We start from the raw sequence: 23,680 nt of genomic DNA, 5'->3' as shown, positions 1-23,680 counted from the left end.
TATCAAAATGGAAAATGTTAGCGATTCCAAATTAAAGGTTTTTTCATTTTAATTTTAAGGACGAACTATTTTATTTTAATAGTAGTTTAATGTTCTAGTTTTAGTTTAATTTTGGATTTTTTGAGAAAAAATATACGGGTTTATTTCTTTATTCTTTACATAAATAAAGCAAAAAAGGACATCATTAGAATGCAGCAATACACTACAATTCCAATAATATCCTCTGTTAATTTTCTGAAGTAATTTATATCAAAGATAGAAATCACTATGTTCCAGCAATTTTCCAAGACCGAACGGACGACAGCAGTTTAGTCCTCGCCAGATTCTGAAGCGATGATATCCAAATCACCAGACAAAGTCCACTCGTTAATTGTTGCAGGGACAATCAAGTGTGTACCCTTCTTTAAATCATAGTCTTTACCATCAGCAGTAATCTTACCTTCACCGTTTAGAACTGAGATCAATGTGTACTTACCAATTTGGTGGTGCAATTGAACTGGTTCTTTGATTTCCCAGTGATAAACTGAGAAGAATGGTGAAATTGGTGGTTGAACGAAGGTTGTAAACTTGTTCTTGCCAACTTCTTTAGATTGAATATCTAGTTTTGGATCTTTGTGAGGTACTGTGATTGTGTCTTCTGATTGTTTGATGTGAAGATCACGTTTCTTACCAGTAGTCTTGTCAACACGGTCATAATCGTACAAACGATAAGTTGTATCACTACTTTGTTGTGTTTCTAAGACCATGATACCTTTATTCAAGGCGTGAACTGTACCACTTGGTACGTAGTAGAATTCACCTTTCTTAACAGGAACTTTTCTTAATAAGTGATTCCAATCGCCTGATTCGATCATTTGGTCAAGCTCTGCCTTATTCTTAGCATTGTGACCGTAAATCAAGTATGAACCTGGTTCAGCATCGATAATGTACCAGCATTCTGTTTTACCTAGTTCGTGTTCGTGCTTTTCAGCATATTCATTGTCAGGGTGAACTTGAACTGATAGGCTAGCATTTGCATCCAAAATTTTAGTTAAAAGTGGAAATACTTTACCCTTAGGATTGCCAAACAATTCTTTGTGGTCATTCCATAGATCTGCAAGGATTTGACCAGCAAATTCACCATTTACGACTTGTTCTTTACCATGTGGATGTCCAGAAATTGCCCAGCATTCACCAATTGTTCCATCAGGAATGTTGTAACCAAATTCTGTTTCTAGTTTTCTTCCACCCCAGAGTTTCTCATGAAAGACGGGTTTTAAAAATAATGGTTCACTCATAAAAAAATTCCCCCAAAAATTTATTCTATTTCTTCAGTCGTTGACTTATCACGGTCTAAGAAGAAAATCAACGTTTGCAATTCGTTTGCCAAATCGACATAATGCACACGAATACTGCTTGGCACGTTGATGATGACCGGTGTAAAGTTCAAGATTCCACGAACTCCAGCATCAGCTAACAAGTCGGCTGTTGTTTGCGCAGCGTTTGAAGAAACTGTCAAAATGCAGACATCAATCTGTTGTAAGTTAAGTTGTTCCTTTAGTTCACTAATATCGTAAACTGGAACACCACTCTTAACTGTACCGACAATTTCTTTATTAATATCAAAAGCTGCCGCAATTCGAACATTATTTGTCCGAGAAAAGTTATAATTTAGTAAGGCGTTACCTAAATTACCGACCCCAACTAAAGCGACGTTGGTACGTTTGTCTTGATTCAATAATTTCTTAAAGAATGTTACTAAATCGTTTACATCGTAGCCATAACCACGCTTGCCAAGTGCACCTAGATATGAGAAGTCACGTCTAATTGTAGCACTATCAATCTTAACCCCTTCTGATAATTCACCAGAGGAGATTTTTTTTGTACCCTCATCTTTGAGAAATTGGAAGTAACGATAATAAATTGGTAAACGCTTTATTGTTGCGTTTGGAACTGTTGTTTTTGTCATAATTTACCACCATATGTGTGTCATTTCACTAACATTTATACTAAATAAAAATCACAAAAAACGCAACACGTTAAACCTATAAAGACATAAATTATTAATTAATGATAAAATTGTGAATAAGGTGAACTACATCGGCACTAAAGTACCGAGCTTCTAGGAACATTCCATGCTTGCCAACTAGTATTTCAACTAGTCGGTAGAGGCTAGAACTATTTTACTAAGGCTTGTTCCAAGCCATTATTTAATATATTTTTACTTGCATTGATGTCGCGATCATGATGAATACCACAACTAGGACAATCCCATTTTCTTATATCTAACCCATGTTTACCATCATCGTAACCACAATTAGAACAGATTTGACTAGTTTTGAATGGATTAACAACCAGAAATTTCTTACCGTACCATTCACATTTGTATTCAAGCATCAGTCTTAATGCTCTCCATGATTGATTAGCGATGGCACGTGATAGTTTATGATTACCAAGAAGATTTTTGGTTTTCAAATCTTCAATAACAATCAAATCATTATTCTCAACTAATTCACGAGTTATTTTATGGAGATAGTCTTTTCTTTGATTAGCTATCTTCTCACTATACTTAGCTACCATGAGTTTTGCCCTCATATAGTTCGAATATTGTTCTAAAGGTTTTGGATCAATCAATCCAAATTTCTTTTTATACTGGATATCCTTTAGAGCTTGCGTACGTCTTCTAGCTAATCGTTTCTCCCAATAATGTTTCTTTTTAGAAATTTTCTTATCAAATCGGATAGTCTTATACTTACTTCCGTCTGAACAGATTACTAAATCAGAAACACCCATATCAAGACCGACAGACTTGTTTGTCTTTGGCAATTGAGTAATACCTTCATCAACCGTAAGAATGGCGTAATATTTATTAGTTGATGATTTACGTATAGTCACGTACTTGATGATACTAGGGATAGCTTTTTTGTTCTTATATTTCATTACTCCAAGTTTAGGTAATTTGATATAAGAATCATCAATGATTTCAACATTGTTATTAACAAATTTAGATTGATAGCTTTGCTTTGGAAACTTCTTACTTTTGAATCGTGGGAACTTACGTTTCTTACTAAAGAATCCTTTATAATCTTCAAATAAATCTTTATTAGAAACTTGTAGACTGGTGCTTTCAGCTTTTTTTAACCAAGTGTGTTCTTTTTTGAAAGTTGTTAAAATGTAATTCAAGTCAAATGCTTTCAAAGCTTTCAAATCAGGATTATTTTCATGGCGTTTGATCATCATGTCTAGCATATTGTTCCAAACGAAACGATTAGCACCAAAGTTATATTCAATCAGTTCCTTCTGGTAACTATCTGGATAGATGCGTAATTTAATACCCTTTAAGACCATATGAACCCCCTCCCATGATTTGGTATCGTAATTATATCACACAAGGGGAACGTACGTTTGCAAAAACATCTAAAATCGCATAAATCATTGTTTCATCACGCAATAAATTACCGTGTTTTTTTAATTAGCGATTTTTATAAAGGAGCAATCAACTTGATTTTATTACAAGCACAAAACATTACCAAAAATTTCGGAACTAAGAAACTTTTTTCAAATGTCAGTTTCGAAATTCAAGACAATAGTCGCATCGGCCTCGTTGGTCGCAATGGTGTAGGTAAATCTACCCTATTAAAAATCATTTCTGAACAAGAGAGTTATAACAGTGGCAATATTGCACTCAAAAAAGATACCAATATCGGTTACTTAGCTCAGGATTCGGGATTAAATAATGATAATAAAATTTTCGATGAATTGGAGCACGTCTTTGATTACCTTAAAGCTCAGGAAAAAAAGATGCGCGCTTTGGAAGAAAAATTGGCCAATCCAAATGTCGACAACTATGACGATATTCTGAAACAATACGACCAACTCCAAAATACTTTCCGTCAAGAAAATGGCTATAGCTATCAATCCGAAATTAGAAGTGTCCTCAAAGGATTCGGCTTCGACGAAGATGTATGGCAAGATGAGATTTCGACCCTATCTGGTGGTGAGAGATCACGTTTGGCGATGGCTAAAATGCTTTTGGAACATCACGATATTTTACTATTGGATGAACCGACTAACCATTTGGATATCAACACTGTCGAATGGCTAGAAAACTATCTTAAAGGCTACAAAGGCGCATTAGTAATCGTTTCTCACGATCAGTACTTCTTGGACAAAGTCGTTAATGAAATCGTCGAGATCAATCAACACTCTTCAACTCATTACTCTGGCAACTATACTTTCTACTTGCAAGAAAAGAAAAAGAATCAAGAAGTTGCTTGGAAACATTACGAAGAACAACAAGCTGAGATCAAACGAACCGAAGAATACATCCAAAAAAATATTGTCCGTGCTTCAACTACTAAGATGGCTCAAAGTCGTCGTAAGAAACTCGAACATATGGATGTTTTGGACCGTCCTGGCAGTGATCAAGGTTCAGTGCACTTTTCATTTGAAATCGACAAGGAAAGTGGTAATGACGTTCTCTTAGTTAAAGATGCTGCCATTGGCTACGATGACCACATCATGTCTGAACCCATCAATTTGGATGTCAAAAAAGGAGAACGTGTTGGTATTATCGGACCTAATGGTATCGGTAAATCAACTTTTCTAAAATCGATTCTTGGAAAAATTCCAATGATCAAGGGAACATCCCAATTTGGGGCTAACGTTCAAGTCGGTTACTACGATCAGAATTTAAAAGGACTCGATCCTAAAAAAGATGTCTTACACGAAATTTGGGATCTCTATCCTAGACTTGATGAACAAATTATCCGTAAGAAGTTAGGAGCTTTCTTGTTCAGTGGCGATGACGTTCTAAAACCCGTTGCTGGATTATCCGGTGGTGAAAAAGCTCGTTTGACTTTGACCAAATTATCCATGGAACACGATAACTTCTTGATCATGGATGAGCCTACTAACCACTTGGATATTGACAGTAAGGAAGTTCTTGAAGACGCCCTAAAAGAATTCCCAGGAACAGTTCTTTTCGTATCCCACGACCGTTACCTTTTGAATACTTTAGCTAATCGTATCGTCGATATCGGTGAACACGGCAGTAAAATTTATCTTGGTGACTACGATTACTATGTTGAAAAAACTTCTGACACGCCTGTTGTTGAAGAAACTAAAGCAACTCCTTCGGTTAGTGAAAAGAAGATGGAGTATCAACAATCTAAAGAACAACAAAAACAAGAACGTAAATTACGTCGTCAAGTTGAGGATTTAGAAAATCAAATTGCTGAACTAGAAGAAAAGAATGCGGCCATTCAAAAAGAAATGACTAAAGATGAAAACTTAACTTCTTACAGTAAGTTAGCTGATTTACAAAAAGAACTCGATGAGAACAAAGCTAAGCAAGATGAAATCGAGGAAGAATGGACTAACAAATCAATTGAATTGGAAGATTTTAATAGTTAGTTTGTGGCTTATTTTCCGTCCTCCATACCAAAGAAAATTAATAGAAGGTATTATTAGAATTGTGGTATATTGCTGCAATTATAGTAATATCTTCTTTTTTATGTATTCAATTCATCTAAATAGAACGTGAAATTTAGTCGGTAGCATTCAGCCAACGATTTCTATTGCCTATTACCCAGAAATTTGATAACTTTGATTAAACGAAATTAAAAAACGAGGTACTTAACAATAAAACGAGATAATTTTTTAATTAGATTTTTCAAAGGTGTCATCATCGCTTTGGGATTTATTTTGCCGGGGGTTTCTGGTGGTGTACTAGCTGCCATCATGGGAATTTATGAAAGATTGCTTAGTTTCATGGCTCACGTCAGACAAAACTTCAAGCGTGACTTCGTATACTTCTTGCCAATTGGTATCGGTGGTATCGTCGGAATTGGGGTCCTTTCGAAACCTTTAGAATACTTATTAGCTCATTATCAGATGATTGTTCTTTGGGGCTTTGCTGGGACTATTATCGGGACGTTACCTACTTTGATTAAAGAATCCACCTCGCGAACTAATCGTGACAAAATCGATATTATTTGGTTCTTCTCAATGTTTATCGGTGGCGGGTTGTTCTTGTTCTTCATGAGCGAAATCTTTGGAACCATTCCAGCTAACTTCTTTGGTTTCATCATTGCTGGAGCTTTGATTGCTTTAGGTGTTTTGGTGCCAGGATTGAGTCCGTCAAACTTATTGATAATCCTAGGTTTATACACGCCAATGCTACAAGGTTTCAAGAGTTTTGACCCCTTAGTTTTCATTCCGATTGCTATTGGAGGAATCATTTCTATTTTGACCTTCTCAAAAGCCATGGAAAGTTTGATCAAACATCATCATTCCCGGGTTTATCACTTCATTCTCGGAATCGTTTTAGCAAGTACTGTTTTGATTTTAATTCCAAGTCCTTATTCGACGGAGAGTATTTCTTACGTTGGCGTTACTGGTCTGGACTGGATCTTAAGTATCGGATTCTTCATCTTAGGCTGTCTACTAGCACTGTGGATGAGCAATTTAGAGGAAAAATACAAGTAAAAAAATAACGTTGAGATTAATTTCTCAGCGTTATTTTTGTAAGTACTCTTTTTTGATGCGATAAGACGTAGTCATGCGGTCGTCTTGAATCGTCTGGATTGATTGTGAATATTGATGTTCAAAAGTCATGTTATTGCCAGCTTTTAAAGTTTCAATTCCCAATAAATCTTGATAATGCAAAACTTGTCTCATTGTAAACTTGTCGCCTGACAATAAGCCTAAAATTGGGAAATCTAACGTTTCTTGTTCAACGTAACGCATCACATTTGAAAAAGTAATCTCAGGGTTCAATTCAGGATTAGCCGCATAGTCAGTCTTTGCATAATTTTTAAATTGGTAGTCATTTGAATCGATTAGACCATTTCCAAAAGGCAAGGACCACTTTTGAGTCTTTTGGTCCAACTTCACTCGATGCCATGATTCGTCACGACGGGATGAAAATTCATCGCGTGTAGATTCAAATACCACAGCAACGTAATGGTAAATTTTAGTTTTCTTTTCATTGTAAACGGTCAAAAATGGCACAAAAACGTGACTTACATCTATTTTGTAGTAAGGAAAATTCAGTTGTTGAGCCAAATCATCCGCAATATCTGCCAAAGAGTTGTTGGGGCTATGATACTCATACTCTGGTAGCCCAAAGCCTGGTGTTATTTTACTGCTGGAATTCATATAAATACCATCAGTTTGATCGTCATACTTTAAAACTACGTATGAAACTTTAGTTTTAGTTTTCATTAATACACCTCCCCTATTTTGTACCATACTTAGTGATTTTTTTTAAGTGATTTGATTAAATAATTCTCTACAATTGCATTATAGTTCCAAAAAAATATCTATGGCAATAAAAAAATACCGGTAACTAGACCGATATTTTCTAAATTAGTTTTTGAATGAATGAATTGGTGCTGGAATTCGACCACCACGATGAATGAAATCAGCTGGTGAATTGGTATTAACTGCCATGACAGGAGCTTTTCCAAACAAACCACCAAACTCAACCTCATCACCGACTTTTTTGCCAGTAGCCGGGATAATTCTTACCGCCGTCGTTTTGTTGTTGATAACACCGATAGCAGCTTCGTCAGCGATCATACCACTGATAGTTTCAGCAGTCGTGTCACCAGGAATTGCAATCATATCCAAACCAACTGAACAAACAGCTGTCATTGCTTCGAGTTTTTCGATGTTCAAACGACCACCTGTTACGGCACGAATCATTTCGGCATCTTCAGAAACAGGGATGAAGGCACCAGACAAACCACCAACGTGTTCGCAAGCCATGACGCCACCTTTTTTGACCGCATCATTTAACAAAGCTAAAGCGGCAGTTGTTCCAGGAGCTCCGACACTTTCCAAACCGATTTCTTCAAGAATTTCAGCTACAGAATCACCTTCATTAGGCGTTGGTGCGAGAGACAAGTCTACGATACCGAATGGTACGCCTAAAGCCTTAGAAGCTACGTTACCGACGAATTGACCCATTCTAGTTACTTTGAAAGTCGTCTTCTTAATAGTTTCAGAAACAACATCGATTGGTTGACCTTTAACTTTTTCCAAAGCGTTCTTAACAACACCAGGACCACTGATACCAACATTGATCACACAGTCAGCTTCACCTACACCGTGGAAAGCTCCAGCCATAAATGGATTATCTTCCACCGCATTAGCAAAGACAACTAAGCTCATACAGTTCACTGGATCAACTTTAGCAAGGTCTTTGATAACTGTACCCATTTTTTGAACTGCATCCAAATTGATTCCAGAACGAGTTGAACCGACATTGACGGAACCACAGACACGACTAGTTTCAGTCAAAGCTTGTGGTAATGAGTTGATCAATTTGATATCGCCAGATTGATAACCTTTTTGAACGAGTGCTGAGAAACCACCAATCAAATCAACACCTAAATCCGTTGCTGCCTTGTCCATAGTTTTGGCAAATTCAACGTAATCTTTATCATCAGAAGCAGCCGCAATCAAAGAAATTGGTGTTACCGAAATACGCTTGTTAACGATAGGAATGCCATATTCAGCTTGAATCTGATTAGCTACTTTAACCAAGTCTTTGGCTTTCGTAGTCAATTTGTTGTAGATTTTTTGACGTGCTTTTTTACCATCGCTGTCGATACAATCAAATAGAGAAATTCCCATGGTGATTGTTCTAATATCCAGCTTTTCTTCCGAGACCATCTGGATTGTTTCTAAAATCGAATTAGTTTCCATCATTGACCTCCTAAAGTTTTTGAATCGCATCGAAAATTTCTTGACGTTGAATGCGAATATCCAAACCGGTTTCTTGACCAAGACTAGCCAACTCTTGTTGAACTGTGTCGAATTGAGTCGAATTATCAAGCGTTACCATCATCATCATTGTAAAATTCTCGTGCATCAAAGTTTGCGAAATATCAATAATATTAACGTTCAATTCAGCCAACTTAGTTGAAACTTTAGCCACGATACCAACGTGATCATGACCAATTACTGTCAAAATTGCCTTCATAGTGATCCCTCTTCCTTGGAAAGTTTTGAGACTATCATAAACGAGAATATTAATTTGGGCAATAGGTATTTATGGTTAAAGTTAATTTTAATTAGAGAAAATGTAATAATATTAAATTTAATGACACTTTTTCTCCAAAATAAAAAGACTAGATTCCACCTGATCTAGTCTTTTTGGAGTTTTACTGTTTTGGATTCTTTTAAGGTACAGAAATCTATATGTATCAAGAAAAGAATCCTTAGTTTACTCTTTTAAAATCTTTTAAGGTACAAAAACACGAGAGTGTTTACATCGATATTAAAGATGGTTTTACTCTTTTAAAATCTTTTAAGGTACAAAAACAGGCTGCCAAGTCCACCGATACATTTAAAAGTTTTACTCTTTTAAAATCTTTTAAGGTACAAAAACAAATTGACCAAAAAAATATTGAAGTAATGGGTTTTACTCTTTTAAAATCTTTTAAGGTACAAAAACAAAATATTATTCCAGACGGTGTTACGTTGGGTTTTACTCTTTTAAAATCTTTTAAGGTACAAAAACGACCGCCACCGCTCAATTTTGTGTGAGTATGTTTTACTCTTTTAAAATCTTTTAAGGTACAAAAACAGCAATCTCTTAACTTCCTTGTTGACGATAGTTTTACTCTTTTAAAATCTTTTAAGGTACAAAAACCGGCCACGGTTGACAGGTCGTATACACTTTGTTTTACTCTTTTAAAATCTTTTAAGGTACAAAAACTTGAATAGATGATTCCCAAAACGACCCCCAGTTTTACTCTTTTAAAATCTTTTAAGGTACAAAAACCGAGGTACCAAAGAACGACGTTAAAAAGGGGTTTTACTCTTTTAAAATCTTTTAAGGTACAAAAACATTCAGTTTTTTTAACGGTGGTTCAAATAAGTTTTACTCTTTTAAAATCTTTTAAGGTACAAAAACATGATCAAAGCACTAGGAAACGGGGCGGCGGTTTTACTCTTTTAAAATCTTTTAAGGTACAAAAACACATTGCTGTGGTCAATAAATTGCTTTATGGTTTTACTCTTTTAAAATCTTTTAAGGTACAAAAACTCAAAGTACCTTAAATTAGCCTTAGCATAAGTTTTACTCTTTTAAAATCTTTTAAGGTACAAAAACCTCAAACTCAAAATTTTAATCCGTTAATTAATCTTCCAAAAATTTGGTTTCTGCATCTGTTAATGATTGAGTTCTTAAATCATATGACGTCTCATAGCCTAAAATCTCATTCATTACTTTTAATAATACCAAATCTTGGTTAGATATAAAAACTTTTTCAGTACTTCCAATTAAGGGAACAATCCTCTTTAAAGAATGTGCAATTTCATCTTTTGACAACTGCAATTCATTTGGATAATACAATTGAATTGATCTCATTAATTCATCGATTGGTAGCAATTGATGAAATTCATTGGTAGATACTACAACATTATCTATTTCACTAGCATCAAGTGGCACATTATTCAAATCATTTCCTAAATAAATTAGCTTCAAATCATATTCTCTTACTAACTTTTTAACTTCAATCAAAAAAGGCTCAATATCTTTAGAACTAATAAAACTATCTAGATTATAAAATATCAACCAAACCGGCAGACCAGTATTTTCCAATCGAAACTTCAAAAAGTTCAAGAATTCATCTAATAGCAGTTCTGTATCCATAAACTCCAATGGATAATCCATTCCTTTTTCCTTATAACCCATAAATAACTTGGCTTTAAGTAAATCCGCATAAGAAAAATTCAGAAACTCGCTTTGAAGATTATTAGAGTAATTATCTAATTGTCGCTGCAATAAGATTTCTATCTTCAAAAGTTCATCATTCAATTGTTCAATTGAGCGATCAATCTCTAAATCATTCTCAAAGCTATTCAAGAAATCAAATAGCAATGTATCCTTTTTATAAAGCATTTGCTGGTAGATGCTTTCTCGATTATGAATAAAGAATGGCAAAGTATTTTTCACTGAGACAGCTTCATCATCGCAAGTAACTTCAATTCTATTTTCCCCATATACATTGGTCGTCAACTTCGGATCTTTATTGAAATAATAATATAAACTACGAAAAACTTGCCAAATTTTTTGACGATTTTCTCCGGTGATATAAATTTCATCTTCAAAATCCAATTCCAGAAACTTTTGGTTTTCTAATTCAATATTCAAAATCATATAATCACCAATTCCTTACTGCCGACTAAGGTTTCCTGCTTACTTCTGGAACCGACTAAAATTTGCATATCATTGAATTGCTTCTCACTTACTGAAATCAATCTCACCTCACCGTGTACGGGTAAAAATCTCTTAATGGCAGTTTCATATTTTTTCCCAGCAGCGCGGTTTTGAACTGCACGATAATAAACTGAATACTGCAACATTGTAAAGCCATTTCTTAACAGTTCTTTGCGGAAAACACGGTACTGACGACGTTCTTGCGGAGTATCAACGGGTAAATCAAACATACACAACATTCTCATATTTTGATATTTCAACTTTCCTCTCCTACAAAATTATTTAGTCCAATCTTTATAACTAAACTAGGATCAGTTTCATCAATAGCACTGATGAAACTCTGAACGTACTCTTGCATTGAATTATCAATTGTCATCTTCTTATTATTGATTTTTATCTTTTGATTCATAAACTCAATAATTTTCAATCTCGATTCATAACTCAAGTATTCTTTATCATCAAGCACATTCTTATTGACCCAATAATCCATTAACGGTCGATAAGGTTCCATCAAATCATCAACTAAATTAAAACTGTTAAACTCATTCCGATGAAAGATACCAAGCATCGTGACCAAACCATTGCCAACTACAATTCGAGCCATACAAGAACGAAGTATTGCATAACCAAAATTCATTGCCGCATTGATCAAACAATCGTCATCCCTAGTGAAACTTTTACCATATAAAGAATCAAAGTAAACCTTAGCTACATGACCTTCACGATTAGTCGTATCACCAATTTGTAAGTCATTGATCAGATCTTCCATCAACTCTAATCTCTCAGTCTCAACACCACTATACTGAGCAAAAGCTAATTGATTGTGCATTTTCTGTCCAATAACTTCTTGCCAAATGATTCCCTTTTGTTCATCACTCCAAGAAGACTGCTTAATCACTCGTTTAGAATAATGATGATACTGTCCGTAAGGCAAATAAATCCCTACTGGCAAGTACTTATCATCACAAATTACTAGTCCAACATTATTTTGACTCATTCGTGACATAAGTTTAGTCGATAACATCGTTCGATTGCCTTCTAAAACCACCATCGTAATATCAGACAGTGGAATAAAGACCTTATTATCTTGCTTCAAAACTTCTAAATTATCTAAACGAAGTCTTAGAACATCCCCTTCCTTGATATGAACAATTCTCCAAGCCATAGACATTCCTCCAAATTAAAAAAAACCACCTATTACTTAAAATAGGTGGTAAATTCGGAATAAATCCTTATTTTTGTAGATCTTAAAAGATTTTAAAAGAGTAAAATCAAAATCTAAACCGTACGTGCGCACATACGCATAAGGCGTCCCTTACAAGTAAAAATAATACCATATCATCGTGATTAATCAAGAATTTTTTGTGGATAATTTGACTCTTTTTCAAGATAATATGTATCACCTAAAATATTTGTATTTGCCTTCCAAATCCTACAATCTTTGGGTATTAATTTTTTTAATATTTGTTTTTTAGCATTTCCATATATTGGCCAGTTGTTATTTTCTGTTGAAAATTTAAAAATTGGCTTTAACTCCGCATATCCTTTATTCTTTTCCATAGTTCTAGACCAAAACAATAATTCAACGAATTCATCAGTCTTAAAATTCTGAATCTTAACTCTATCCTTACGATACAAACTAAATACAAATTCGGAACCGTCAGAAACTTTTTCTCGTTTCTTAATTTCTAAATATTTATTTCTCTTAATTCCATATCCTTCATTCTTATTGAACTTCAAATCAGAATACTTAATCCCCATGATTTCATATTCACCAGTTTCGTGATTCAAATAAACATCCGTCCTCCAGGGTTTCAATGACTGTAAAACAACATGCTTATTATTAGCATTGTGCGGTGTGATATCAATATGTGAGCCTAATTTCTTATCAAGATACTTAAGCTGTTTGATAGTTGGACCATTAGCTTTTTTGGAATACTTTCTAACCATTCCGTGATCTCTTCGATATAGTTCAAATGGGCTAATATCTACAGCTTTAACTTTGCCATTTGTTTGAACCTTTTCAATTTTATCTGGATAATCGGCAATAATTTTTTCCAGTTCGGAGAACGTTCTAGGATCATACTTGTACAACAAGAACTTAGTTTTATCTTTTTCATAAACTTTTTTGAAATTATCGTATCCATCAACACTATAAATGTCTTTCACTTTTGCCACAACATATTCGGCATCTTTTTTATCTTTGGCTAATTTACCGATTCGTGTCGAATAAATTGTTGCATCACTAACTTTACGATTCATCTTCTTATCAACTTGATGTGAAAATTTAATTCTATCATCAGCATTCATAATTTCTGAAATGAATCCACTGTAAGGTTCCTCATACATCACTTTATCGAAATTCTTATCGTCTAAAATTTCACCAGTTTCAATATCGATTGAAGTTTCGTTGACCTTAGTTGGGAAAATCGTACTTCCTTTTTTCCACATTCTCAAAAACGGTGTAGCAGCAATAATTGAAGCATCAATGGCATGATGATGGAAAGTATCACGAGTTTTATCAATGTGCCAATGTTTACGCATGTTAGAAGTGAATTTACCACGAATGACCGTCACTTTGGTGTCAGCCGACTTTTCACGGAAGAATTCTTGCAAACTATTAAGTACCACTCGAGAAGAATATCTTGTATCGACTAGGTTACGTGATAAGAACCTCTTTCTAGTTTCAATGTTACTAACATTTTCTTCAAAAAGATAATTGTCACGTTTAGCTTTACTAAAGTTCTTATTCTTACTGACCATTGCTTTAAACTTAGCATAGCCTTGCCCATGGCCTTCATTTAAAAATTCATATGGTGTTTTTTGACCTTTAACTTGATTCATTGAAGCAAAGCACAGTGTCTTATTATTGATACCGTCATCAAACGAAATAGATTGTGGAATAATGTGATCAATTTCAAATTTATCAGGATTGCTGATTAAATCACTGGCATCGATTTCTTCACCGTTATAGGGATCAATACCTTGTTGTTGATGCCACAGACGAATTCCCATCTGGAGTTTACGATTTTTACTAAGAGCAATCTTCACATTTCTTTCATTGCCAACCGCTTTAACGAAGTCCTTGAACGCAGCGTCTTTGATTTTTTTATTTTTCTTTTGAAAATCTGCAATTTGCTTTCGCTCTTCATCCAAATTTTTATCACGTGGCATTTCAACAACGATGTAATCAATATGTCCATACTTCTTTAATACCGCGTTAACAATCTTCAAGGCTTCACGAACAGCTTTAGACGCAACCGGACTAAAAATATCACTGGCAATTTCTTTGTATGGTAAATACTTGTTATTTTCAAAACGTTTAGTGTCTTTCTTAATTAATCCCATTTCTGTCAACAAGGTCATCTGTTCAACTGGACGTTCGAACATTTCCGGTATCAACTTGTTCATAGTCTTCAATGAGAAACGATGCCATTTATTATTTGTTTTGATGTCAAAGCTATCTTTATTATCAATGATCAACTGAATCAAATCGTCATTCAAGAAGTCAAAATCAGGAACTAAACGTCTATTAATTTGTTTTCTGATTTCTCCATTCTCAGTATTCAATGTCAGAATAAAGCTCAAACGATCAACAAATTCTAGCGGCCAATCACTAATATCAACTCCAACTTTAAGCATGTCTTTGTGAATTTTGCGATAAATAGACATTGAACTTATTTCAGGTTTATCTTTTTCATCAAGTCGAAAACCTTTAATATCATCTTTTTGACAACCAACAGCTTTTTTGATGACATTCAACATGTTCACTACTGTTGTATTGCTTTTAATTTCCGCAATTATATTTTCTTTATCAGTTTGGGTTAATTTACCATCTTCATAACCCAAAATCCTCAAATTATTTAAGTCATTCAAAACATTAAATAATTGTGCCGTATAAGACGCAGCTGAAGCTCTCAATTCGTCTGGATAAATTTTATCGTGACCAATTAATTCCTCGAATAAGTTATCCAAAGTCCGACCATCGGTCTTATAAATCCCATAGTCAGTTCGAGACTTCTCATTACCAGGTCCAACAAAATAATCTCTTTTTCTTGTCAAAATCTGACAATATTCTTCTACAAATTCATCGGTCAAAATTTCTGGATAAAATTGTTGTTGGGTTTTGATAATTTGTCTAGCTTCTTTTTCATAAGCACTCGTTGGGAAGACATTTAATAATACTTTTTGATTATCAGGATCATCTCCAACAACCACTTGTCCTCTAACTTTGCCGTAATCATTCAAACGTTGTAATTGAATTTGGGCTGGAGTCTTTTCTGCCAATTCTTGACTATTGATTTTTAAACTAGCTGAATAGTCAGTCCCACCTTCATCAGCATCCGCATCTTTTAAGGCGTAGCTAATCCCCCGGCGTTTAACAATTTGATACAAACTCTCGGCTAATTCTTCTTTAGTTAATTGTTCAGTCAATCCTTTAACTCGCAACTCATAAGGATTCAAATTTTGATTAAAATTGTCATAAAAGCTATCTTCATCAAAATCTTCTATTAAACCAAATTTTTTAAATAATTTACTAGTATCTTGACGACGTTGTTTATTACGATTCAATAACCGTCGAGCACCACGCATATCACGGCGGTCTTGGTTTCCAGCAGCAACAGTTGCATTAAACAACCTAGCTCCTAATTCAATCACCTTTCCTTTATCAATATCTAATACACTAAATCCAACTGAGGCAACACCAATATCTAGTCCTAAACTGATCCTGTCTGTCATTTTTACACCCTTCTGTGTCTTAATTAAAAAAATTGCTGATTAGAATATATCATAATATTTTCTTCAAAATTGACGTAAACAAAAAAAGATGCCATCGATAAAAACTTCGATAGCATCCCTATAAATTATTCCATATCAAAATCTAAACTAGGATCAGCGTTTAAATCCAATTCCGCAAAGTCACCTTTATCAAATTGAATCTGAGCCATAGCACCAATCATTGCGGCGTTGTCACCACAAAGCCTCAATGGTGGAAAGACTAATTCCATATCCAAATTTTTTTCCTTGATATCTTTTGCCAAACGTTTTCTCAAACCTTGGTTAGCAGAAACTCCTCCACCAACAACTAATTGCTTAACGGGGTGTTGCTTTAGAGCACGGAAAGTCTTGTTACTCAAAATATCCAAAACGGCCCCTTGGAAACTGGCAGCAAGGTCATCTTTGTTCAATTCTTCATGAACTTGATCAGCGTGGTGAACGGTATTGATAAAAGCACTCTTCAAACCACTGAAACTGAAGTCCAAATTATCTTCTTGCACCATAGCACGTGGGAAATCAAAGGTATCCTTACCGACAGCAGCCATTTGGTCAACTTTTTTACCTGCTGGATAGTTGATTCCTAAAACTCGACCAATCTTGTCGTAAGCTTCCCCAACAGCATCGTCACGAGTATCGCCAAGAGTCTTGAAAACTCCGGGAGCTGTAACTAATACTAATTCAGTGTGTCCACCGGAAACCAACAAGGACATGAATGGATATTGTAATTCAGTTACGAAATTAGCTGAATAAATATGTCCTGCCAAATGGTTAACTTTGATCAATGGTAAGTTGTGGGCAAAAGCAACCGTCTTAGCAGCCATGATACCAATCAACAAAGCACCAACTAAACCTGGTCCATAAGTAACGGCCACAGCGTCCAAATCTTCATAACCAACCTTAGCTTCATCTAAAGCCAAATTGATACACTTAGTGATTTCTTCAACGTGGTGACGACTGGCAACTTCTGGTACGACTCCTCCGAAACGTTGGTGACTCTTAATTTGGGTCGCAATTATATTTGATAATATTTCCTTACCATTTTTGATAACAGCGACACTAGTTTCATCACAGCTACTTTCAAATGACATTATTAATGTATCTTTTTTCACAGTAATCTCCCTTATAAATCAACCATCATTTCCAAAGCGTCGTGATGATTTCTAAAATAATACTTTTTATGAACGGTCTTAGTCTTGAAACCAAAAGCTTCATATAATGCCAAAGCCGGTTTATTAGTGACATCAACTTCTAATGACATTTTTTCAAACTTACGTTCTCGACAGTAACTAAAAGCTTGATTCAACAACAAATGTCCAATGCCCATATTTTGATAGTCAACATGAACCGCCAAATTAGTAATGTGGGATTCAATCTTGTCACTCAAAGAAATACCAATAAATGCCACGACTTTCTCTCGATAGACAAGTGACAAATATAAGGCATTCTTGTTGTCGATCTCCATTTTTACAATATCGATGGGCCATGGAACCGGAATGGGATAAATGGTCTCTTGAATCTGCATATATTGAATATCGTCAGTTTGAACCGCTTTTCTCAAAACAAACTTTTGATCTTCGATCGTTACTACTTTTTCTTCAAAATCAAATTTCGGAGTTTTGTTACTAGTAAAAAAACTCTTAAACTTCTTCAACATAGGAAACATTGCCGTCATCCTTATGTCCCTTAGCATACCAATCGTGTTCAGCTTGTGTTAAACGTAAGTAAGTTGGTACAAAATCGTCGATATTTTCGACAGGTTTAGTATTTTCGGCTAACTGAGCTAACTTGGATGCATCTGGCAATGAATTTTCACTCATAATAATTTTTGCTTTGGGAAATTGATTTTGAATTAATTCCTGTAATCTTGGCGTTGCATTGATAAATTCAAGTTGATCTTGATTGTAATCTTGTAATGACTCAAACAACTTAGCCATCGAAGTGTGGTGATCTTCAATAATATTTCTCAAATCATCCCGATTAACTTGGTAAACTCCAGCAAAAACATTGTCATTTCTAGCATCCATCAATGGCACTAGGATGTGTGCTTTATCCCCATTAGCTGCCAATAATTTCAAACTGGAAACCCCAACTAATTTCTTATTCAAAGTATCAGCCAAAACTTTGGCAACAGTCACAGCAATTCTTACTCCTGTGTATGAGCCTGGACCTTTAGCTACTGCAATCAAGTCTAATTCTTGGGCAGTCAAACCAGCCTTTTTTAGACAAGCTTGAATATCTGGCAAAAGTGTTACACTATGTGTCTTTTTTTCTGTAGATTCCATCTGTGCCAAAACCTTGCCATCACTAACTACTGCGACAGAAAGTGGTTTATTAGATGTATCAAATGCTAATATTTTCATATTTATCCCTCATTCTTAATAGAATTTATTTTAACACAGAATTTAGGATAAAAAAAAACCGACCACTTATTGGCCGATTTTATTAAATTTCGAATTATCAATCCACTTAAGGACGATATACAAAAGCCCTGTCTGGTAAACCAAACTGAATGCTTCCTTTGGTAGTCTGGTAATCAACAATGCTGAATATGGAACGTTTGTCATCATGTGAATCCATATCGTGTTCAATCCAGTATTGACAACTACTGTGATCAAAAGCACTGTTACCAAACTTCTCCAAACTGTTACTTTATGGTTGTAAAGCATGTAACCATAAATTGCGCCAGCGACTAAAGCTGAGAAAGTGAATCCTAAGAAGAATCCACCACTTGATGGCATTACAACATTACTGATAATATCAGCTAATACGTTTGCCATGGCAGCTTTCACTGGTCCAAAATAATAACCTAATAATCCTATTGCAATGAAACTAAAGCCGACTTTCAAGGTGTTGCTCCCGACGGAAAGCTTTGATAACACCATCTGCATTGCGATCAACAATGCCATCCAAGTGACTTCTTGCACGCTTATTACTGTACTTCTACTGTTCATAATCGACATCTCCTAGACGGAGCTGCCACCAGATATAGGCTTAAGACGTATATAAAGTGGCGAATGCGGAAACAAGATCGCGAGATAACTCTTTGTCCGGTGTTCACATTCCGTTCCACCAGCACTTAACGCCTTGAATCCTACTCCAAATTTTTTAGTACTCGTCTATCATAGCACTATTTTTTCTGTAAACAAGTGTTTTGTTTGCAATTTACTTATTTTTCCAATTGAATTGAGCAACAACGTTCAGCACGTCACCGTTCTTTATCCAATGAATAGATTTATTGTTCGTATTATCTAATTTAGCATATGCGACTGGTTGGCTTTTTATATTGAGCTCTTTGTCGTACTTAATATCCATGCTAGTTAATTGATGACTGCCAATAAAATCGATATCTAAAGTGTCGACCATCCAATCGAAATAATATGAATTATTAACATGTTTATTAACATCGATATTGTAGTAGCCGATATGTTGAGCTTGTTGAAAATCAAACTCATCCGGTACTTTGACCCGGTTGAAACGTTTGAGCTTAGTAGTTTCAACTGCCCCAAACAAATCATCCAATCGATCAGCCGCACTGACAATCTTACGTTGTTTGATATCAATCAAGACAAAAGCACTAGTAGCACTGACCATACGGTTGCCTTCTTCATCGTCGATCCAAAAATCACGATAGAAGAAATACTTATTAAAACTCGTTGCTTGGGTCGTGATTTTGATTTTTTGACCAAGTCTTGGCATCTTATCGATATCCATATGATATTGCACAACGACCCAACCTAAGCCGTTATTCTTTACCATTTCGCTACTATCGATATCTGCCTGATGCAACTGTTTTTCTGACGTCAATAGCATTGCATCGACTAAGGCTGACAAACGCATGTCGCCGGTAAAGTTTACGAAATAATAAGGTACTTCCATCTCGATTGAAAAGGTTCTTTTTTCAGTCACGATTACTCTTCTCCAATTCCATGATACAAATTATAAACTTCTTGTTTCTTTAAACCATTTTGTGAAGCCACTTCTTTAATAGCCTTGTTAGGTTTTAATCCTTGTGCTATCAACTTATCGACTGAGCCCACCAAATCGTCGTCAGACTCAGCTTGAGTGACTTCTTCGGGCTTTCCAGCAATAATCAAAACGTATTCGCCTTTAGGGTCATTTTCTTCATAATAACTTGCCACTTGATCCAAACTGCCACGTAGAAAGGCTTCATGAATTTTCGTCAACTCGCGAGCTAAAGTGATTTGTCTGTCACCGCCAAAATTGTCGATCAAATCTTGAATCGTCTTTTTAACTCGATAAGGTGATTCATAAACGATGGTTGTCTCTTCACGATTAGCTAGATTGTTTAAAGCTTGAGTTCTTTCTTTTCCCTTACGAGGTAAGAATCCGTAGAAATAAAATGGTTGTGGACTGATTCCTGAAGCAATTAAAGCTGTGATTGAAGCAGTTGCTCCTGGCAATGGCACAACGGGAATCTCTTCTTTGATAGCAGCCTTAACTAATTCTTTTCCCGGATCACTGATTGAGGGTGCTCCAGCATCACTTACTTGAGCTATTTTTAGTCCTTGATTCATTTTTTCTATTAATTCTGGAATACGTTGAGCAGTATTATGTTCATGAAAACTTATTAATTCTGTTGGTATTTCAAAATGATTTAATAAATTCTTAGTATTACGAGTATCCTCTGCAGCGACCAAATCGACATCTTTTAACGTGTTAACAGCTCGAAAAGTCATGTCTTCTAAATTACCAATTGGTGTTGGCACTAAAAAAAGGCAGCCCTTCGAATTATCAACAAAACTTCTTTGTTCCTTCATTCAAATAGCTCCCCTTATCTGTTCTTAATTGCTTTTTTCTTGCTCTTCTTGTTGCTTCCATAAAGGACATTAGTACAGAAAATACATTCTTCTTTGTCCTTACGATGGGTTCCATAAAATTGTTGGCAAACATGAAATCCTTTACGATACAAACTTTCTAGATTCAATCGTGAATAGGATAATTTATTACCATTAAAATCCTTATCTTCATAACCCATCTTTTCTAAATGCTTGCGAAGATTTTTGTTTTCAATCTTTAACTCTTCTTTTTCTTCTAGAGTCTTTGACAATTCTTCTTTAAGCAAAGAAACTTTTTTACTTATATCATTTAGTTGATCTGTGATTGTCTCAAATTCATCATATAAATCTTTCTCTGCCATGATTTCACCTACTAATCCACAAATTTTAATGACAAATCTTCTAAAATAGCTTGAAACGAAACATTACTTTTCCACATTTGTTGCGCTGTGAATAAATCATCTGACATTTGGATAACTCGTTTAATACTTTTATTTGACAAGATATCCACAGATGTTAATGTCGACTTTTCTAAATTGTACCTTATTGATAATATATCACTAAAAATTTGATTCAACATGTCGAAAAATAAATGTTGTTGATCCTTATTCTCTACTAACGGCATAACGTCAGTCTGTATGTCCACAAATGAATTTATTTTTTGTTTGTTAATTTCTTTCAACCAACTAGTTATAACAGTGGTATATGCTTGAAATTTTTCACCGTCGATAGATTCTAAATATTTAATATCAGTGACTTTTAAAGCACGTTTAGCCTGTTCTTCTTTAAATCCTAAGTTAACTAATGCCGTTATCTCATCTTCATTACTCTGATTAGATAAATGAAAAATTTGGACTCGTGATTGAATCGTCGGCAACAACTGTTTAGCAGATTCTGCCAACAAAATAATCATCAAATTACCTTCTGGTTCCTCGATTGTTTTCAATAGGTTGTTAGCAGCCTGGACAGTCATTTTCTCTGCTTCATCAATAATCAGAATTCGACGTTTACCTTGAGTAGCGGCCATATTAGCTTCTTTTTTGAAAAACTTAATGTCATCGACACCGATACTTCTCTTATCAGTCTTAACTTCCAGAACATCTGGATTATCACCTAAAGCAATCGTCTGACATTTTTGACACGTCTGGTCCGGTGCTCCATCTACTAAGTTATCACAAAATTGACTTTGCGCTAACCAAATTGCCATTTGTTGTCTGACCTTCGATGAAGCACTATCGATCAAATAGGCATGCGACAACATATTGGATGAAATGATTTTTTGGAACTCATGAACTACGCGCGGTTGTTCTTTTACTAAACTTTCCATTGTTAAAATCTCACGAATTTATCCACCGGCAAAATAAAGCAAGTAGCACCACCGACTTGGACTTCAACTGGGTCAGCCATGCTTGAAGCAGCTTCTGGCATCAAGAATGTTGGTGTAACGTATTGTGAACGAGTGTGACTAGTTTTCTTGATAACAGCTAGGACATCGTCAACTTTTTCTTCTTCAACACCAATCAAGAAGGTACAGTTTCCGGCTTTCAAAAATCCACCAGTTGATGGCAATTTAGTAGCACGGAAATTAGCTTTTACCAAGTTAGTTTCTAAGTGCTGGCTATCTTTATCTTGGACAATTGCAACAATTAATTTCATAATTTATTTTCCTCCATTAAAAACATCGGGAAATCTTTTAATTATAACATCTAAAGCATCAGCAACGACTTTTTCCACAGGTTGGGCGGCGTCGATAGTTTTGATTCGATCAGGATTTTTTTTAACTATTTCCATGTATGAATCATAAACTCGTTGATGGAATGATAAAGCTTCCTTTTCTAAACGATCCATTGCGCCTTCGTGGTCTTTTCTAATTCGACTAAGACCAACATCTGGTGTCACGTCAAAGTAAATCGTCAAGTCAGGCAAGTGACCATCGATAGCAAAATCATTGATTTCAGTAACTTCTTTCGTACCAATTTGACGACCACCACCTTGATAGGCAATCGAACTATCAACGAAGCGATCACTCAACATAACTTTGCCTTCATCCAAAGCTGGCAAAACAGCATCAACTAAATGTTGACGTCTTGCTGCTGCGTACAATAGAGCTTCTGTTCTAGGGTCCATTTCTTCATCATGAATATCCAAAATAATTTTTCGGATTTTTTCAGCAATGATACTGCCACCGGGTTCTCGAGAAAGAACGACTTCTTTATCAGTTCTCTCCTTCAAAAGTGGCAATAGCTTCTCAAGTGCAGTCGTTTTGCCCGCTCCGTCTGGTCCTTCAAATGATATAAATATTCCTGACATTATATAACCCCTTTTAAATGATTACTACCATTTTACTTGAAAAATGAAATAAATGAAACTCATGGCAAGTTGTTATTTAGTTTTGATTAAAAATAAATCGAAGTCAAAAATAGCATTCATACATAGAATATAGTTCTATTCAGAAGAACTACATTCCAATAATATGAATGCTATTTGTTTTTTTATCAAATTATAAAGCTAGAATCTAGTCCGGAATAGCAAAGGCTCCAAGTCATGCCCACTACGTTCCAGCCAAATTTTCTTTGCTATGGAGGACGGCAGTTAAAAACACTACCAGTGCTTTTCAGCTCGACTAGGTTGCTTCAAGAAAGTATCTTCTTCACCAAAAATAATATTGGTCGTAGCCTTAGCTTGGGCCTTTCTTCTTCTAGCTTCTAAATACAAAAATTGATACTTCAATTGATCTAATTTCAAATGAATTCTTGTCGTATCGTCTACATCCACTGAATTATTAATCATTCTTTGGGTATTCCCGATTCGTCTTTGAATCTGGTGAATATTATCTAAGAGGCGATCGTCTTCCATCTTTTGGACGGACACTTTTTTTCTACCAAACATG

The 23,680-nt window shown here is 35.2% G+C and carries 23 protein-coding genes, 1 CRISPR repeat array and 1 riboswitch; of the genes, 2 read left to right on the top strand and 21 right to left on the bottom strand.

Going from position 1 to position 23,680, the window contains the following annotated elements:
- Positions 1-308: 308 nt before the first annotated feature.
- From manA to FFM65_RS02195, 3 genes are all read right to left on the bottom strand, one after another.
- Entirely contained in the window at positions 309-1,277 is a 969-nt protein-coding gene (manA, locus tag FFM65_RS02205) for a mannose-6-phosphate isomerase, class I (protein ID WP_119317424.1), read from the bottom strand.
- A 20-nt stretch (positions 1,278-1,297) separates the two neighbouring features.
- Entirely contained in the window at positions 1,298-1,948 is a 651-nt protein-coding gene (locus FFM65_RS02200; RefSeq protein ID WP_119317423.1) for a redox-sensing transcriptional repressor Rex, read from the bottom strand.
- Positions 1,949-2,157: 209 nt separating this feature from the next.
- Positions 2,158-3,327: an RNA-guided endonuclease TnpB family protein gene (locus tag FFM65_RS02195; protein ID WP_137610091.1), complete on the bottom strand. Its 1,170-nt coding sequence runs from the start codon at positions 3,325-3,327 to the stop codon at positions 2,158-2,160.
- 153 nt (positions 3,328-3,480) lie between these two features.
- Between FFM65_RS02195 and FFM65_RS02190 the strand changes: the two genes are divergently transcribed.
- Positions 3,481-5,394, top strand: a complete 1,914-nt coding sequence (locus FFM65_RS02190; protein WP_119317466.1) for an ABC-F family ATP-binding cassette domain-containing protein — start codon at positions 3,481-3,483, stop codon at positions 5,392-5,394.
- A 228-nt stretch (positions 5,395-5,622) separates the two neighbouring features.
- Positions 5,623-6,468 (top strand): DUF368 domain-containing protein, encoded by an 846-nt coding sequence (locus FFM65_RS02185; RefSeq protein ID WP_119317422.1) that lies wholly within the window; start codon positions 5,623-5,625, stop codon positions 6,466-6,468.
- A gap of 30 nt (positions 6,469-6,498) precedes the next feature.
- On the opposite strand, the gene FFM65_RS02180 is transcribed toward FFM65_RS02185, so the two are convergent.
- The 18 genes from FFM65_RS02180 to FFM65_RS02095 form a co-directional block, all read right to left on the bottom strand.
- Complete coding sequence (locus FFM65_RS02180; RefSeq protein WP_119317421.1) at positions 6,499-7,206, bottom strand: hypothetical protein; 708 nt, start codon at positions 7,204-7,206, stop codon at positions 6,499-6,501.
- A 144-nt stretch (positions 7,207-7,350) separates the two neighbouring features.
- Entirely contained in the window at positions 7,351-8,694 is a 1,344-nt protein-coding gene (locus tag FFM65_RS02175; RefSeq protein ID WP_119317420.1) for a PFL family protein, read from the bottom strand.
- A 10-nt stretch (positions 8,695-8,704) separates the two neighbouring features.
- On the bottom strand, positions 8,705-8,971 hold the full coding sequence (locus FFM65_RS02170; RefSeq protein WP_119317419.1) for an ACT domain-containing protein: 267 nt from the start codon (positions 8,969-8,971) through the stop codon (positions 8,705-8,707).
- A gap of 178 nt (positions 8,972-9,149) precedes the next feature.
- Positions 9,150-10,105: direct repeats of the CRISPR family, unit length 36 nt; unit sequence GTTTTACTCTTTTAAAATCTTTTAAGGTACAAAAAC.
- A 27-nt stretch (positions 10,106-10,132) separates the two neighbouring features.
- Positions 10,133-11,149: a CRISPR-associated protein Csn2-St gene (gene csn2-St, locus FFM65_RS02165; RefSeq protein WP_162897878.1), complete on the bottom strand. Its 1,017-nt coding sequence runs from the start codon at positions 11,147-11,149 to the stop codon at positions 10,133-10,135.
- 2 nt (positions 11,150-11,151) lie between these two features.
- On the bottom strand, positions 11,152-11,460 hold the full coding sequence (gene cas2, locus FFM65_RS02160; protein ID WP_119317465.1) for a CRISPR-associated endonuclease Cas2: 309 nt from the start codon (positions 11,458-11,460) through the stop codon (positions 11,152-11,154).
- An 11-nt stretch (positions 11,461-11,471) separates the two neighbouring features.
- Positions 11,472-12,380, bottom strand: coding sequence for a type II CRISPR-associated endonuclease Cas1 (gene cas1 / locus FFM65_RS02155; protein ID WP_119317417.1), 909 nt, complete (start codon positions 12,378-12,380; stop codon positions 11,472-11,474).
- Between the two features lie 182 nt (positions 12,381-12,562).
- Positions 12,563-15,955: a type II CRISPR RNA-guided endonuclease Cas9 gene (gene cas9 / locus FFM65_RS02150; RefSeq protein ID WP_119317416.1), complete on the bottom strand. Its 3,393-nt coding sequence runs from the start codon at positions 15,953-15,955 to the stop codon at positions 12,563-12,565.
- A gap of 125 nt (positions 15,956-16,080) precedes the next feature.
- Positions 16,081-17,082: a tRNA (adenosine(37)-N6)-threonylcarbamoyltransferase complex transferase subunit TsaD gene (tsaD, locus tag FFM65_RS02145; RefSeq protein WP_162897894.1), complete on the bottom strand. Its 1,002-nt coding sequence runs from the start codon at positions 17,080-17,082 to the stop codon at positions 16,081-16,083.
- Positions 17,083-17,114: 32 nt separating this feature from the next.
- Positions 17,115-17,666, bottom strand: coding sequence for a ribosomal protein S18-alanine N-acetyltransferase (rimI, locus tag FFM65_RS02140; RefSeq protein WP_245954205.1), 552 nt, complete (start codon positions 17,664-17,666; stop codon positions 17,115-17,117).
- Positions 17,632-18,354 carry a tRNA (adenosine(37)-N6)-threonylcarbamoyltransferase complex dimerization subunit type 1 TsaB gene (tsaB, locus tag FFM65_RS02135; RefSeq protein WP_119317413.1) on the bottom strand — a complete coding sequence of 241 codons (723 nt, stop codon included), beginning with the start codon at positions 18,352-18,354 and terminating at the stop codon, positions 17,632-17,634. The genes rimI and tsaB overlap by 35 nt, the downstream gene beginning before the upstream one ends.
- Positions 18,355-18,420: 66 nt before the next feature.
- Positions 18,421-18,945: a folate family ECF transporter S component gene (locus FFM65_RS02130; protein WP_119317412.1), complete on the bottom strand. Its 525-nt coding sequence runs from the start codon at positions 18,943-18,945 to the stop codon at positions 18,421-18,423.
- A gap of 55 nt (positions 18,946-19,000) precedes the next feature.
- Positions 19,001-19,095: riboswitch (THF riboswitch) on the bottom strand.
- A 61-nt stretch (positions 19,096-19,156) separates the two neighbouring features.
- Positions 19,157-19,900: an acyl-[acyl-carrier-protein] thioesterase gene (locus FFM65_RS02125; protein WP_119317411.1), complete on the bottom strand. Its 744-nt coding sequence runs from the start codon at positions 19,898-19,900 to the stop codon at positions 19,157-19,159.
- Positions 19,901-19,902: 2 nt separating this feature from the next.
- On the bottom strand, positions 19,903-20,772 hold the full coding sequence (gene rsmI, locus FFM65_RS02120) for a 16S rRNA (cytidine(1402)-2'-O)-methyltransferase (protein ID WP_119317410.1): 870 nt from the start codon (positions 20,770-20,772) through the stop codon (positions 19,903-19,905).
- A gap of 14 nt (positions 20,773-20,786) precedes the next feature.
- Positions 20,787-21,152: an initiation control protein YabA gene (locus FFM65_RS02115; RefSeq protein WP_059075145.1), complete on the bottom strand. Its 366-nt coding sequence runs from the start codon at positions 21,150-21,152 to the stop codon at positions 20,787-20,789.
- A gap of 11 nt (positions 21,153-21,163) precedes the next feature.
- The gene (locus tag FFM65_RS02110) at positions 21,164-22,117 is read right to left on the bottom strand and encodes a DNA polymerase III delta subunit-related protein (protein WP_119317409.1); all 954 of its coding nucleotides are present in this window, start codon (positions 22,115-22,117) and stop codon (positions 21,164-21,166) included.
- A 2-nt stretch (positions 22,118-22,119) separates the two neighbouring features.
- A complete protein-coding gene (gene darA, locus FFM65_RS02105; protein WP_119317408.1) occupies positions 22,120-22,446 on the bottom strand; it encodes a cyclic di-AMP receptor DarA in 327 nt (108 codons plus the stop codon).
- Positions 22,447-22,449: 3 nt separating this feature from the next.
- Positions 22,450-23,100, bottom strand: coding sequence for a dTMP kinase (gene tmk / locus FFM65_RS02100; RefSeq protein ID WP_119317407.1), 651 nt, complete (start codon positions 23,098-23,100; stop codon positions 22,450-22,452).
- A 291-nt stretch (positions 23,101-23,391) separates the two neighbouring features.
- Entirely contained in the window at positions 23,392-23,679 is a 288-nt protein-coding gene (locus FFM65_RS02095; protein WP_010018684.1) for a YaaL family protein, read from the bottom strand.
- Position 23,680: the final 1 nt, after the last annotated feature.

The sequence above is a fragment of the Companilactobacillus formosensis genome, from assembly GCF_005405305.1.
Classification (GTDB): domain Bacteria; phylum Bacillota; class Bacilli; order Lactobacillales; family Lactobacillaceae; genus Companilactobacillus; species Companilactobacillus formosensis.
The sequence above is the reverse complement of the archived record's forward strand: the minus strand, read 5'-3'. Positions and strand labels throughout refer to the sequence as shown.